This window comes from Myroides sp. LJL116, assembly GCF_054871685.1.
The window spans coordinates 1-14,736 of record NZ_JBTXLR010000019.1; the positions used below are offsets into that span (position 1 = coordinate 1).

Annotated in this window: 14 protein-coding genes; 10 read left to right on the top strand and 4 right to left on the bottom strand. The window is 32.6% G+C overall.

Going from position 1 to position 14,736, the window contains the following annotated elements; all coding sequences use genetic code 11:
• Positions 1 to 115 precede the first annotated feature (115 nt).
• On the bottom strand, positions 116 to 478 hold the full coding sequence (locus ACYSNM_RS12085) for a DUF6680 family protein (protein WP_461757141.1): 363 nt from the start codon (positions 476 to 478) through the stop codon (positions 116 to 118).
• Between the two features lie 745 nt (positions 479 to 1,223).
• On the opposite strand from ACYSNM_RS12085, the gene ACYSNM_RS12090 reads away from it, so the two are divergent.
• Together ACYSNM_RS12090 and ACYSNM_RS12095 are read left to right on the top strand one after the other, a co-directional pair.
• Positions 1,224 to 1,670 carry a GNAT family N-acetyltransferase gene (locus ACYSNM_RS12090; RefSeq protein WP_461757142.1) on the top strand — a complete coding sequence of 149 codons (447 nt, stop codon included), beginning with the start codon at positions 1,224 to 1,226 and terminating at the stop codon, positions 1,668 to 1,670.
• Positions 1,671 to 1,672: 2 nt separating this feature from the next.
• Positions 1,673 to 2,743, top strand: a complete 1,071-nt coding sequence (locus ACYSNM_RS12095; RefSeq protein ID WP_461757143.1) for an alanine racemase — start codon at positions 1,673 to 1,675, stop codon at positions 2,741 to 2,743.
• Positions 2,744 to 3,060: 317 nt separating this feature from the next.
• On the opposite strand, the gene ACYSNM_RS12100 is transcribed toward ACYSNM_RS12095, so the two are convergent.
• Positions 3,061 to 3,699 carry a VTT domain-containing protein gene (locus ACYSNM_RS12100; RefSeq protein ID WP_461757144.1) on the bottom strand — a complete coding sequence of 213 codons (639 nt, stop codon included), beginning with the start codon at positions 3,697 to 3,699 and terminating at the stop codon, positions 3,061 to 3,063.
• Between the two features lie 265 nt (positions 3,700 to 3,964).
• Positions 3,965 to 5,581 carry an ABC-F family ATP-binding cassette domain-containing protein gene (locus ACYSNM_RS12105; RefSeq protein ID WP_461757145.1) on the bottom strand — a complete coding sequence of 539 codons (1,617 nt, stop codon included), beginning with the start codon at positions 5,579 to 5,581 and terminating at the stop codon, positions 3,965 to 3,967.
• Positions 5,582 to 5,765: 184 nt separating this feature from the next.
• Here ACYSNM_RS12105 and ACYSNM_RS12110 point away from each other — a divergent pair, with 184 nt between their 5' ends.
• Complete coding sequence (locus tag ACYSNM_RS12110) at positions 5,766 to 7,181, top strand: TlpA family protein disulfide reductase (protein WP_461757146.1); 1,416 nt, start codon at positions 5,766 to 5,768, stop codon at positions 7,179 to 7,181.
• A gap of 84 nt (positions 7,182 to 7,265) precedes the next feature.
• On the opposite strand, the gene ACYSNM_RS12115 is transcribed toward ACYSNM_RS12110, so the two are convergent.
• A complete protein-coding gene (locus ACYSNM_RS12115) occupies positions 7,266 to 7,655 on the bottom strand; it encodes a group III truncated hemoglobin (protein ID WP_461757147.1) in 390 nt (129 codons plus the stop codon).
• Positions 7,656 to 7,714: 59 nt separating this feature from the next.
• Between ACYSNM_RS12115 and ACYSNM_RS12120 the strand changes: the two genes are divergently transcribed.
• From ACYSNM_RS12120 to ACYSNM_RS12150, 7 genes are all read left to right on the top strand, one after another.
• Positions 7,715 to 8,464 (top strand): Rossmann-like and DUF2520 domain-containing protein, encoded by a 750-nt coding sequence (locus tag ACYSNM_RS12120; protein WP_461757148.1) that lies wholly within the window; start codon positions 7,715 to 7,717, stop codon positions 8,462 to 8,464.
• On the top strand, positions 8,464 to 8,991 hold the full coding sequence (locus ACYSNM_RS12125) for a KdsC family phosphatase (protein ID WP_461752809.1): 528 nt from the start codon (positions 8,464 to 8,466) through the stop codon (positions 8,989 to 8,991). Before ACYSNM_RS12120 ends, ACYSNM_RS12125 begins: the two co-directional genes overlap by 1 nt.
• A gap of 4 nt (positions 8,992 to 8,995) precedes the next feature.
• Positions 8,996 to 9,580: a Maf family nucleotide pyrophosphatase gene (locus tag ACYSNM_RS12130; RefSeq protein ID WP_461757149.1), complete on the top strand. Its 585-nt coding sequence runs from the start codon at positions 8,996 to 8,998 to the stop codon at positions 9,578 to 9,580.
• A gap of 10 nt (positions 9,581 to 9,590) precedes the next feature.
• On the top strand, positions 9,591 to 10,127 hold the full coding sequence (locus tag ACYSNM_RS12135) for a mechanosensitive ion channel domain-containing protein (protein WP_461757150.1): 537 nt from the start codon (positions 9,591 to 9,593) through the stop codon (positions 10,125 to 10,127).
• 224 nt (positions 10,128 to 10,351) lie between these two features.
• Complete coding sequence (locus tag ACYSNM_RS12140; protein ID WP_461757151.1) at positions 10,352 to 11,113, top strand: glycosyltransferase family 2 protein; 762 nt, start codon at positions 10,352 to 10,354, stop codon at positions 11,111 to 11,113.
• 203 nt (positions 11,114 to 11,316) lie between these two features.
• Positions 11,317 to 11,997, top strand: a complete 681-nt coding sequence (locus tag ACYSNM_RS12145) for a glycosyltransferase family 32 protein (protein ID WP_461757152.1) — start codon at positions 11,317 to 11,319, stop codon at positions 11,995 to 11,997.
• Between the two features lie 803 nt (positions 11,998 to 12,800).
• On the top strand, positions 12,801 to 14,660 hold the full coding sequence (locus ACYSNM_RS12150; protein ID WP_461757153.1) for an LTA synthase family protein: 1,860 nt from the start codon (positions 12,801 to 12,803) through the stop codon (positions 14,658 to 14,660).
• Positions 14,661 to 14,736 lie beyond the last annotated feature (76 nt).

Consider the following 14,736-nt stretch of genomic DNA (forward strand, 5'->3'; position numbering starts at 1 on the left):
TTCTTTTGGGGCGTAAGCCCCAAAAGATGAACTATGTAATTATTCTTGCAAAAGTTGTGCAGTCTTGTTGCCAAAAATGCTGCATTTCTAATTGCCAAAAATTGTGTATTCTTATTTACCGATTACATAATAATTCGGTCCGAAGTAAATCCCAAGTTTGTAAAGCATTATTTTGTCCAGGATTATCAAGGGATCCATATAATTTCTCCCATGCAATTAATACTCTATCATTATCTTGAAATACGATATCTATTTGATTTAAACCATTCACAAATTCATAACTTGTCGGATTTCCTCTTAAAGAGAATAGAGTCAAGAAAAGTTCAAGTTTTGCATTGTATTTATTTTGTTCATTGTCAAGCTTTCTACCAATTTGGACAGCTTTAAGAGGACTTATAGCTATCCAATAAACAGTAAAACTTAAAATCCCTAAACTTATTATCCAATAAATAATTTCCAAAGAATCTTTTGTTGTCATATCTATATAAATGTATTATTTTATAATTGCAAGTAACGGGAAGTATACAAAAAAGTACCAAAAACTACTTTCAAATATAGTCAATTATTCATAAACTTATAAAGTATTTAATATATCTGTTCAAAGGAATCTGTTTAGTTTAATCGGCGCACCTAATATCGTTAAATATCCAAGAACTTCATTCTAAAGTTTATTTCAAGCATGACAACCGAGAAAGATATAAATTATTTCAACTAGGCTTTCTCAGATTGAATTTATAAAAGAAAATTCTAATGAAAATTCAGCCAAAAGTACATAGTGATTCTAGATAGTCCCTATAGAGAAAGGTAAACGGCATTTGTTCATTGAATTATAAAAAAAAGATAGTACTTTTAGCGAATATCTCGTGTTAGAAAAAAATAATTATCTTTTCCTTTTCTATATTCTGGCGATACAAGAAGCACTTTTTTAAAATGAATAAACAATACTTTTCAGTAAGTAAAACGCCAGCTTCCTAATTTTCACTTCTTAGTTTAAGACCTACTTTACCAAGAAAAAAAGCGTATTTTAAATGGTATTTGGATTCTTTTTTTTACCTTTACGTTTCACATTTATCAATAAGCTGCTTCACGTAAAGCATTACTTATTTCCTTTTTTTCTTTGTTGGACTATAAAAAACAAGATCGTAGTCCTAAAAAAACAAAATCATTCGAAGCTTTTTTTAAAAGGTCTTTATTATTTGCGTTAGCGGCATTAATTTTTTATCATGAATATAAGTATAGAAAAAAAATCGCCAGAACAACTCCCCAGTACCAAGGAAATCGACTCTTATGTTGCATTCCTTTTTAAAAATTTACAACAATATGGTGACTCTCAACCAGCCATATTAAAAGCTATTGAATTTGCATTAGGCTATAATAACACTCCAGGAGGTTTTATTCTAATTGCAAAAACACAAGAACAGCAAATCGTTGGAATAACCGTAGTCTTACACACCCTTATGCATGACTTTATTCCAGAGAATATCCTAGTTTACATCGCTACTTGCTCTAGCTTTAGAGGACAAGGCATTGGTAAACAACTTATGAAAGAAGCTATTTCTTTAGCTAAAGGATCTATTGCCTTACATGTAGATTCAGATAACCCTGCAAAAGCCCTTTATGAGAAACTTGGTTTTGAAAATAAGTATTTAGAAATGCGCTTAACCAAATAATCATGGCCTATATAACTTTAAATACCGATAAATTAAAGTACAACTTTTCTTATCTAGACCAATTATTTCAATCTCACAATATTGGTTGGTCAGTGGTTAGTAAGCTTCTGTGTGGAAATGAATTATTTTTAAAACAGCTTCTAGAGCTAAATCCTAAGCAAATCTGTGACTCTAGGGTTTCAAATTTAAAAATGATTAAGGAGCTCAATCCAAAAGTAGAAACCATCTACATTAAGCCAGTTCCTAAATCTAGTATAGAAGAAATAGTAACCTTTGCAGATATAAGCTTCAATACAGAATTACAAACCATTTCCTTATTATCTCAAGAAGCCAAACGCCAAAACAAAATCCATAAAATTGTAATTATGGTCGAGTTAGGTGAGCTAAGGGAAGGGGTTCTGACCGAAGAACTACTTGACTTTTATCAAGAGGTATTTTTACTCCCCAATATAAAAATAGTTGGCCTTGGAACCAATCTTACTTGTATGTATGGGGTATTACCCAATAAAGACAAACTCATTCAACTGTCTTTATACAAACAATTAATCGAATTAAAATTCAATAAAAAAATTGACTACTTATCCGGAGGAGCCTCGGTAACTATTCCACTGATTCACGACCAAACCCTTCCCAAGAGCATAAATCATTTTCGAATTGGCGAATCCCTATTTATGGGAACCAATGCATATGATAATTCGGATTTTGAAAAGATGCAACAACACGTCTTTACTTTACATGCCCAAATTATTGAACTCACAGAAAAGCCAATGATGCCACAAGGAGAAATGGGACTCAATATGAACGGAGAGAAACCTGAATTAGATCCCAAATGGCAAAGTAGTATTAACTATAGAGCAATAATCGACATGGGGCTCTTGGATATAGAACCAGATCATATTACAACTGTAGACCCCTGTATAGAAGTCGTAGGAGCAAGTAGTGACATGATTGTCATTGATCTTAAAGATAACCCTAATAATATTAAAGTTGGGGACTTTATCGCCTTTAAAATGGATTATATGGGTATACTGCGTAGTATGAACTCCGATTATATCGAAAAGAAATTAGTATAAAGTCCAATTGAAAGGATATAGCAGCAAATAAGCTGTAAGTTTACTTCAAAATAAAACATGTATTAATGTATTAAATAGCCGCAGGATAATAGTAGCTACTAGTCTGCTTGTGCTTTATTTGATAGATTAGGAGTGAGAAAACAACCTCATTAGTGTAACAAATGATTACTACATTTGTTAGGCAATACCCTATCACTAAATACAATTATAAATTACTTAAAGATAAAATCCCCAAGAGCCTACGGCTTTTGGAGATTTTATTTTTATAGTGTAATTCGATTATTTTTTAATGTATACTTTTTTTACTCTTGAGAGCTTTACGCCTTTTTAAATTTTGCTTTTAAAAATTCAAACACAATTGGCAAAACAGAAACCACGATAATTAACATGGCAATCTTGGAGAAGTTATCTTTTACAAATTGCAAGTTACCTAAGAAATACCCAGCTAAACTAAGACTGGTAATCCACACTACTCCACCAATTACATTATAGGTCATAAACACCGAATACCTCATCTTACCTACTCCAGCCACAAAAGGTGCTAAAGTCCTTACAATTGGAATAAAACGAGCTATAACAATGGTGCGAGAACCATATTTATCATAGAAAGAATGGGTTTTATCAATAGCTGCTTGAGTAACCACTTGTTTATTAAATATGCGAACATTAGTTAATCGCATACCCACCTTCTGCCCTATGTAATAATTCAAGGAATCCCCTGAGATAGCCGCTATAATTAAAAGACCTATAGCTAGGCTAATACTTAACTGATCACTTTGAGCAATAAGCATTCCCATAGCAAATAATAGAGAATCTCCTGGTAAAAAAGGCATTACAACAAAGCCTGTTTCAACAAAAATAATAGCAAATAAAATGGCATAAATCCAAGGGCCGTAATCGGCGATAAACACATGTAGGTATTTATCAATGTGAAAAATAAAATCTAGTAACTCCATGGACTCAAAGATAATAATTCCTTGTAATTAAATATATTTTTCACAAAAAGATAACATGGCATTTTACCTCTCCCCTTTAAGTCTGTTTGTTTTTCAAAATTATTCAAACGCAATCCAATCCCTTATGTAAAACCTTAGGATGCTATTTTAATGGTAAAATCTTTTTTTAAAATGGATTTAGTGATTACCACAGCCTAGAGCAATAGATGAAAAAAGCCGCTAACTCAAAAGAGAAGCGGCTTTATCTATAAAGTATAAACTAAAATTAAGAATACATCTTCTCTCTTAGTTCTTTGATTTTAGGATCACTTAAGTAATCGTCAAATGTCATATATCTATCAATAACTCCATTTGGTGTTAATTCTAAGATACGCGTTCCTACTGTTTGAGCGAACTCGTGGTCATGAGTAGTGAATAAAATAGTCCCTTTGAAGTTTTTCAAAGAGTTATTAAATGCAGTAATCGACTCTAAGTCCAAGTGGTTAGTAGGCTCGTCTAACATTAAAACGTTAGCTCTAAGCATCATCATACGAGATAACATACAACGTACTTTCTCTCCTCCCGATAATACTCTTCCTGTTTTTAAAGCTTCCTCTCCAGAGAAAATCATTTTCCCTAAGAATCCTCGTACATAAACCTCATCTCTTTCTTCTTCGGTTTTAGCCCATTGGCGTAACCAATCTACAAGAGTTAAGTCATTTTGGAAGAAATCACTATTGTCAGCTGGTAAATAAGATTGTAGTGTTGTTACACCCCAGTCAAATTTTCCTGCATCAGCTGGTCTGTTTCCATTAAGAATTTCATAAAATGCAGTAGTTGCACGAGAGTCTTTAGAAATAACTACAATTTTATCTCCTTTAGCTACGTTTAAATCTACGTTCTTAAATAAAAGCTCTCCATCGATAGATGCTGCTAATCCTTCGATATTTAAGATTTGATCTCCTGCTTCACGCTCTTGATCAAAGATAATCGCTGGATAACGTCTAGAAGATGGTTTAATATCCCCTAAGTTTAATTTATCGATCATTTTCTTACGAGAAGTCGCTTGCTTACTCTTAGCAACGTTAGCACTGAATCGACGAATAAATTCTTCTAATTCTGCTTTTTTCTCTTCCGCTTTCTTATTTTGTTGCGCTTTTTGTTTAGCTGCTAATTGACTTGATTCATACCAGAAAGTATAGTTACCAGAGTAGTGGTTAATTTTACCAAAATCGATATCCGATACATGTGTACAAACTGCATCTAAGAAGTGACGGTCGTGAGATACCACAAGTACCGTGTTTTCATAATGTGCAAGGAAGTTCTCTAACCAACCAATTGTCTCAAAGTCCAAGTCGTTGGTAGGCTCATCCATAATCAGTACATCTGGATTACCGAATAAAGCTTGAGCTAAAAGTACACGTACTTTTAATTTAGCATCCATCTCTGCCATTGGCGTGTAATGGAATTCTTCATTAATACCTAAGTTAGATAAAAGAGTAGCTGCCCCACTCTCTGCGTTCCATCCGTCCATTTCGTCAAAACGAATTTGAAGCTCACCAATTCTATCGGCATTCTCATCCGTATAGTCTAAGTAAAGAGCATCCATTTCTGTTTTAATGGCATATAAATCCTTGTTTCCCATCATTACAGTTTCAAGCACTGTAAATTCGTCGAACATATTGTGATTTTGGTTTAGAACAGACATACGCTTTCCTGGTTCTAAAGATACATGTCCAGAAGTAGGATCAATTTCTCCTGAAAGTATTTTTAAAAAAGTAGATTTACCAGCACCGTTGGCTCCGATAATACCATAGCAGTTCCCTTGGGTAAAGGTTACATTAACTTCATCAAATAAAATTCGTTTACCGAATTGAACTGACAGATTTGAAACTGTTAACATTTTCTATATATTGATTTATATTGACTGCAAAATTAATCATTTTTAAATTAATAAACACCTTAAAGTACCTTCATAGTAAGTCAAATTGTATTTTAACAGCTTATTAACGACAAAAACAACTACTTAAACTTACATTTGCTTGAGGGAGTACAAACCTCTTGTACAATTCTTAGGCTTTTATAAAATGAATATTAAAAATACAGGAAATTTTTTCTTGCTGGCTTTATTGCCTTTTATCTTACTTGTTTGCTCTTGTCAAAAGAAATTCGAGCCCGATGATTATACGGCATATATTCAGGGAGAAGTAATCAATCCTAATGCTGAATATATCCTTTTTTGCAAAGATAATGATGTCTTAGACACCATTTACTTGGACAAGAACAACCAATTTTTCAAAAAATTCGATTCTTTAACACCTGGTATGTATATCTATAGACATACACCAGAATACCAATACGTGTTTTTCGATAAAAATGATAGTTTGACCTTACGTCTTAATACACGTGATTTTGACCATTCTATTATTTTCACAGGAAGAGGTTCAGAGAAAAACAACTTTTTGATGAATCTTACCGTTCGAAATCTAGTGGATGAGACAACTCGTTATGAAAATTACGATCTACCTGTAGATGCTTTTATCAAAAAAGTAGACTCCACTCACGCCGCTAGAACTACCTACTACTTAAAGAGTAAAGCTATTATTGGATGGAATCCAGATTTTGATCTGTATGCTAAAACAAAATTAGACCTACACTTTTATTCTCAAAAGGAAATTTATCCTATGGCCCATTTTATTCGTACAGGCCATAATATCAAAGGGGAACTTCCTCTAGATTACTATAGCTTTAGAAAAAAGGTGGATTACAACAATGAAAACTTAATCCAATACTCTTCTTATACGCGCTATTTATCTATTATGTTAAGTTCTATCTTAGATGAATCAGAAATTGATTTCAATCCACAAGCAAAGCTAGATAACAATATTGAAAAGCTAAATATTGTAGATACCTTAATTGGCAATGAGAAAGTTCGAAATACCATTTTAGATAATATCACCTATATCTATTTATTAGAAGACCAAAATCTAAATAATAACGATAAGTTCTTAGAGAGATATTTTGAACTATCCACCGATAGTAGTCAGCACAAAGAAATTATTCAAATTCAAAAGGCTGTTCAAAATCTTAAATACGAAAACAAATTACCTGATGTTGCACTTGTGAATCCACAAGGAGAGACGGTAAATATCCATAAAGTAATCACAAGGCCTACTCTACTTTTTGTTTGGAGTAAAAACAGTCTTGCCCACGCAGAAGCTGCCCATAGAAAAGCTTTAGATATGCTAACGCGCAATGATAACTTACAGGTTATCTCTGTATGTATAGATGGAGAGGATAAAGAATGGCAAAATTTCATAAAATCCTATAACCATCCTGATTTATTAGAACTTAGAAGTACAGACTTCAAAGAAATGAAGGATAAATGGATTATTACTAAAATCCAACGTACCATGATATTAAACCAAGATGGTACCATTAAAGAAGCCTTTGTCAATATCTTTGATAAAAACCTAGAACATAAATTACACCATAATCACTAAGTGGTACAGAATATAACGTATAAAAAAACCAAGAATCTCTATATAGAAATTCTTGGTTTTTTTTTATACTAAAGTCAATTCACTTTATTGTTTTGGCTTTTGATTTGCCTGTTTGAAGTAATTGATTTTGCTGACAAACATTTTTGCCATTTGCTCGGATCTCCATTTTGCTTCTTGGGCAACCTCTCCTTGAAATAACTCATCCAAAGTTTGTCTAAAAAGAAACAGCCACTGATCAAAATGACTTTGGTCTACATCCAAAGAAGCATGTGGTGGAAAAGGCCTTCCACTATAGGTATAATCCTCTAGTAAAACCGTTTGCCAAAAGCTATACATCTTTTGTAAATGCTCTGGCCAATGTCCTTGTAATCTACTTTCAAAAATAGGCCCAATTAAAGGATCCTTTTGAACCTTCCCATAGAAAGTGTCTACTAGGTTTTTAATGTCTTGTAGGTCTTTTATATCGTTTTTCATTGTAATTTTTATTAATTTTATAGTCCAATAATCTATACCCAAATTAGTATCTTAGCCTTATGATTACAGTAAGTATATTAGGAGCTGGAAAAGTAGCTCACCACTTGATTTCTACCATCTTAGAAAAAGACGATGTTTGTATTAAACAAATATACGCAAGAAATCCCGAAAAAGTGAGTGATCTTATATCAAAGGACAAAATTGTCTGCAATGTAGCAGATTTGCAAATGGCTGATGTTTTTATCGTGGCTGTTAGTGATGATGCTATAGCAAAAGTAACAAGTGAATTTAGCTTAGACAATCCTTTTATAGTGCATACAAGTGGTAGCGCTGCCATGGATGTAATACAAAACACCAATAGAAAAGGAGTATTTTATATGCTGCAATCTTTCTCTGTAGACAAACAAGTAGACTTTGGTGCAATCCCTTTTTGCCTAGAGGCTAGTGATCAAAAGGATTTTCAATTAATCGAAAAATTAGCTTTAATCTTTAGTCAAAGGGTATATGCAATTTCTTCTGAGCAACGAAAAAGCATACACCTTGGAGCTGTATTTGCAAATAACTTCACCAATCACCTTTATAGTATTGCTAAGTCAATCTTGGATAAAAAGGATATTCCCTTTGAGATACTTAAACCTCTAATATTAGAGACAGCCCAAAAAGTACAGGACTTAGATCCTAAATTGGCCCAAACCGGACCAGCCATAAGAGGCGATAAACAAACCCTTGCTACACAGGAATCTTTATTAGAAAACCCTTTGCAAAAACAAATCTATCAATTAATAACAAAATCAATAATAGAACAATAATGTCTAAACACTTTAAAGAACTAATGAACGACATCACTACTTTCATCTTTGATGTAGATGGTGTTTTAACCGACGGCGGTGTACATGTTACCCAAGATGGTCAACTTCTAAGACAAATGAATATACGCGATGGTTATGCTATTAAAGCAGCTATTGACAATGGATACACCGTTTGTGTTATCTCTGGAGGAAGTAACGATGGAGTAAAACAAAGACTTAGAAACTTAGGAGTTACTGATATTTACATGGGAGTAGCCAATAAAGTAGACACCTTTAAGGAGTTTATCGACATTTATAACATTGCACCTGAGAACATCTTATATATGGGAGATGATATTCCAGATTACCACGTAATGAAAGAGGTAGCTCTTCCAGTATGTCCTGTGGATGCAGCTCCGGAAATCAAATCTGTAGCCAAGTATATTTCTCATGTTCCTGGAGGAAAAGGAGCAGCAAGAGATGTAATCGAACAAGTGATGAAAACACAAAAAAAGTGGTTCCAACATTTTAATGCACAAGTAGACTAAATATATGCTAAATCAACTATTCAAAGATTATAAAATAGTACTTGGATCTAATTCACCTAGAAGAAAGGCTTATCTAGGTGAATTAGGTCTTGATTTTACTGTAAGAGCATCGGATACTGATGAGAGTTATCCCCTTGATTTACAAGGAGCACAAATCACCGATTATATTGCACTTGCAAAAAGCAATGCCATTGAAATCTTAGATCCAAAAGAGATCCTAATCACCAGTGATACTACGGTTTGGCTAGAGGGCAAATCCCTGGGAAAGCCAAAGGATAAGCAAGAGGCTTTTGACATTATAAAAAGCATGTGTAATAAGGAGCACCAGGTAATTACTTCGGTTGTTTTAAGAAGTTTAGAGAAAACACGTGTTTTTAACTGCATAACTAATGTTGTTTTTGCAGATCTTAGCGATGAGCAAATCCATTATTATATCGATCAGTATAAACCATATGACAAAGCAGGTGCTTATGGAATACAAGAATGGATAGGTCTTGTGGGAATCAAAGAAATCAAAGGTTCCTACCCCAATATTGTTGGATTACCTACCTATGAATTAGTTCAAGAATTAATCAATTTTATTAAATAGATTTTCTTTTATGTTTAGCTTATATACCACCGAAATTATAGTTACCCTAGTTGCTATTGTACTTTATTATCCTATTAAAAAGTTCATTGCTCTATTGATAAAGAAATTCTCTACCAAAGAGCAAAGAAGAGATAGAAGGGTAAAAACAGTAGTTCGTTTATTTAATCTACTACTTGCTATTGTATTAGTAGTTGTTATCCTTACTATTTGGGGAGTACAGCCCGATAAAGCCCTTGTGGCATTAACCTCTGTATTTACCGTTATTGGTGTGGCAATGTTTGCACAGTGGTCCCTACTGAGTAATATTACTGCAGGTATCTTGCTTTTCTTTAGTTTCCCCTTTAGGATTGGAGATGATATTAAGATACAAGACAAAGATTTCCCTGTGGAAGGTACCATAATAGATATTCAAGCCTTTTGTACCATTCTACTCTCTTCGGAGAAAGAAAGAATATCCTATCCCAATAGTTTATTGCTGCAAAAGGGTATTGTAATACTAGACAAAAAGATAAACCGAAAAAGACAAGAGAACAACCCGGTAATTTAAAGTATGGGCTAAACTAAGAACAGTATTTTCTTTAGTGCCCCGTTTTTAGAATAAAGCCAATTAAAGCTATATAATTTCTAAGTAAAACACCAAAGTTGTTAAGCCTGTTTCCTATTTTATTGTATTTTTGCAAAGATTCCATATAAAAAACAAATTCTTTAGAGTTGTTTTTTATAAAATACGAATAAGAATAAAAAATAAATATAGAGTAATCTCTCTTTCATATGAAAATAAGCGGACTAATTATAACCTATAATGAACAAAAGAACATAGGTAGATGCGTAGAAGAACTTTTACTAGTATGTGATGAAGTAATTGTTATAGATTCCAACAGTTCAGACAAGACCGTGGAAATAGCCCAAGAAAAAGGAGCTAAAGTATATAAACAAGCTTATTTAGGAGATGGTCCTCAACGTACTTATGGCTTACAGTTCTGTAAATGGGACTGGATTCTAAACTTAGATGCAGATGAGTACTTAGATAAAGATGCCTTAGAATTTATTCAAAAAGGTTCCTTTTTTGAAACGGACCTTTATGATGCTTACAGCTTTAGAGTGAAAAACTTTATGGGAGACAAGTTAATTGACTTCTCCGGATGGTATCCAGATTCAAAGGTCCGTTTCTTTAATAAAAAGACAGCTAAACCTTCCAATGATATGGCTCATCAGTACATTGTAACTTCTAAAAAGAAGAAAGTAAATGTACATATTTTACACTATGGTTGGAGCGGTTATGAGCAAATCATTGCTAAGAAAAACCAATACTCTAGCCATAATGCTCAAGAATTATTTGATGCAGGTAAAAGAGTGAGTAGCTTTAAACCGGTGTTAAATGGTACAGTTGCCTTTGTAAGATGTTACTTCTTTAAAGGTGGAGTATTTAATGGAATTGACGGTTTAGCCATCGCAGGTATACAAGCCTTTTTCTCTTTTATGAAATACACCAAACTCATTGCCTTACAAAGACAAGCTAAAAACAAAAAATAATTGGTATTTAGGGCCAAAGTAAAAAAATCCGCCCACTGTCTATGGTGGATTTTTTATTTACACCCCCTAATTAATACACCTAGCTAACCATAGCTATTGGCTTATACTTTATATAACTTAATTTTAAATTTGCTCAAAGCCTTTTTTAAAAAATATAGGCAAGCTTAATTCACCACCTTTAATAGGGTAAAACACTTTTATTTATGATTCCTAAAATAATTCATATATGTTGGTTTGGTAAAGGACAATATACGCCTTTAGTAAAAGAATGTTTAGCCTCTTTTACAGCCAATTTACCCGATTATCAGTTAATGGTATGGAATGAAGATAATTTTGATATAGATGCTTATCCTTTTGCCAAACAAGCCTATGGTGAAAGAAAGTTCGCCTTTGTTTCTGATGTATGTAGATTACATGCCTTACAAGAGTATGGTGGAGTATACATGGATACAGATGTAGAGGTACTTAAGAATTTAGATGACTTTTTGAAACATGACTTTTTTATCGGTTTTGAGTCCGATAAATTAGTGTGTACTGCATTAATTGGTGCTGTTAAAAACCACCCATTAACCCAAGAGCTGTTAGACTTTTATAAAGGTAAATCTTTCTACAGAAAGTTTCATCCTTATAAAAAGTATTACACTACACCTAATACAATTACAACTACTAAAACCTTACTACAAAAAGGCTTAAAATTAGAAAACAAAATACAACACCTAAGTGGTGGTATAACAGTTTACCCTACTTATTACTTTAGCCCTATAAATGTATATACCCAAGAATGTAAAGTAGAAGCAGACACTTATGCTATTCACCGCTTTTCAGGTTCTTGGAAAGATGGCAATAATAGGAAAGAATGGATCAAAAAGTTATTTAAAAAATAATTACCACTATAGTTACTAAAGACTTTAAAGCTTTTTAATAAATACCTTTTTATTAAAAGATAAAAATACAATGCAAGGTTTAGCGCTTTATACGCTCTACATCTTGCATTTTTTATTTTAGCCCTGTCCGTAAAAAACAGCAAGACACTAAATACATTTTTATCAAATCTCTACCAAGCTCTCTTTTCGCCTTGTTTTTCTTTGCCTAAAGGGCCAATACAATAAACAAGTACAACAGCCCTAAAACCATATACATCACAAAAGTAAAAACAACAACCTTTTTAAGTACCCTGAAAAGTCCATCTTACCTTATTGTTATTTAGGTTATATACAAGAACCCTTGTGGGCAATAAACAAATATTATACCCCTTACTTGCGCATCTGCCCTTCTATTAATAGAAGGGCGTTTTTTTGTAACCCTAGTTTAACGATGCATTATAGAGTTAAATACTAATTGACTCATTACCTATCAGAATACTTCAAAACAACCAAAATAATAGAGTTTCCTTAGCTACAGCAAAAGATAAAAGGCTAGGAAGTATCTGTATGCATACTCTCTTTAGAATAATAAAACAGCATTAACACCACTATAAAAATCTCTTTTTATTAAACTTTATAAATTAATTTTAATAATAATTTAATAAAAAATAACCACATATAAAGTTCATGTAAATCTCCCATCGAATACTATATACTCATAAACAATATTAATTAATTGTTATTTTATCATTATATTTAACGATTACTAAAACATAACCCTATACTATAACATTAATCATCTTCGATTAATTTCACTTTTTATTATGACTAAATTTAATCCGGAGCAATTCCTTATTTTCTTTAAGAGATTTTTTCTTTTCTTTCTATTTTATCAAGTGAATAGATTTGGTTTTTACTTGTCTAATAGTTCGTTATTAGCACCATTAGAATGGAAAAACATCTTAGGAGGAATCCGTTTTGATTTAGCGACTTTAGGTTATATCAATATCATCTTTGCATTTTTGAGCTTAATACCTGGCGCCTTCCAACTTAGAAAAGGATACCAGAGGTTTCTATTCTATAGTTTTTACTTAGTAAATACATTTTTCCTTTGTTTGAACTTTGTAGACTATGAGTATTTTAAATTTATTGGAAGACGTAGTTCATATGATTACATTACTGCCAAGGGAATGGAACAAGAAATCTCTGGGTTATTAAAGAATTTTACAATAGAGTTTTGGTGGATTCCATTGTTTATGCTTTTCACTATTTTAATAAGCTTTACCTTATATCGCCGAATAAGCTTTAAGGTAACAAAAAAGAATGTCACTATACTTAACACCTTATTTTTCCTACTTACTATTGGCCTTTTAGTTATTCTGGGCAGAGGCGGGGTACAAAAAAGCCCATTGAGATTGGTAGATGCAGCAATTTATGGAAATATTAAAAACTGTGCTGTTGTCACCAATACTCCCTATTCTGTTATAAAGACATTTGGAAAAAGTGAAAACCTAGAAGAAATTAACTTTTACTCCCCTGAAGAAGTGCAACAAGTTTTCTGTCCTATGGTAGAATTTAAATATGACTCTATTAATAAAAAGAACGTGGTTCTATTAATTGTAGAGAGCTTTGGACGCGAGGTACTCTTTAGAGGATTAACCCCCTTTATAGACAGCTTAACTAAACAAAGCTATTACTTTGAAAATGGTTTTGCTAATGGTAAAGTATCCATAGATGCTATCCCTTCTACCATTTCAAGTATCCCAAGCTTAATGAATACCACCTATATTTCCTCTAGTTACTCCTTAAACACAGTAAATACTATACCTAAAATATTAAACGACCAAGGTTACCATACTGCTTTTTTTCACGGTGCCCATAATGGTAGTCAAAATTTTGATCGCTACTCTAATATTGCTGAATTCAAAGAATATTATGGAAAGGATCAATATGTTGGTCCAGAAGCATACGATGGAACTTGGGGGATATTTGACGAAGAGTTCTTACATTTCTCTTCTGAAAAAATAGATGAGTTTCCCACCCCTTTCTTTGCCACTTTATTTACCATTTCATCCCATAATCCTTATACTATACCAGATAGATACAAAGGTAAGTTTCCAAAGGGAACCGCCAAGATTCACGAATCAGTTGCTTATGCAGATTATGCCTTGGAACAGTTCTTTAAACAAGCACAAACAAAAAGTTGGTTCAAAGACACTCTATTTATTATTACAGCGGATCATACTTCCTCTGAACCTCAAGAAGAGGAGTTTAAAAACAATGTAGGTAAATTCAGAATTCCTATTCTGTTTTATGCTCCTTTTGACCCTACAATTCCAATTAAAAAAGAGTCTAAAAACTTTCAACAAATAGATATATTACCGAGTATTATAGATTATTTACAGATAGATACTAAAGTATTTACTTTTGGAAAAAGTTATCGATCTGACCAAGATTTTGTGGTCAATTATCTAGATAATATTTACAATTACATCAAAGGGGATTATTATTTAGCTTTTAATGGCGAAAAGACCCTTGGTCTGTATAACTTTAAAAAGGACCCTACGCTTAGTAAGAATCTCCAAAAGGAATTACCTCAAAAGGCAAAACAGATGGAAGACTTTTTAAAGGCTTACATACAAACATTCAATAATCGAATCAGAGATAATGATCTGCTTCCTTAAATAAGGAAGTTTAAATAGATATACTTTTTAAGTTCACTCTTGTCTTAAGAAGTATATCTTTTTTTGTTCTTTACAA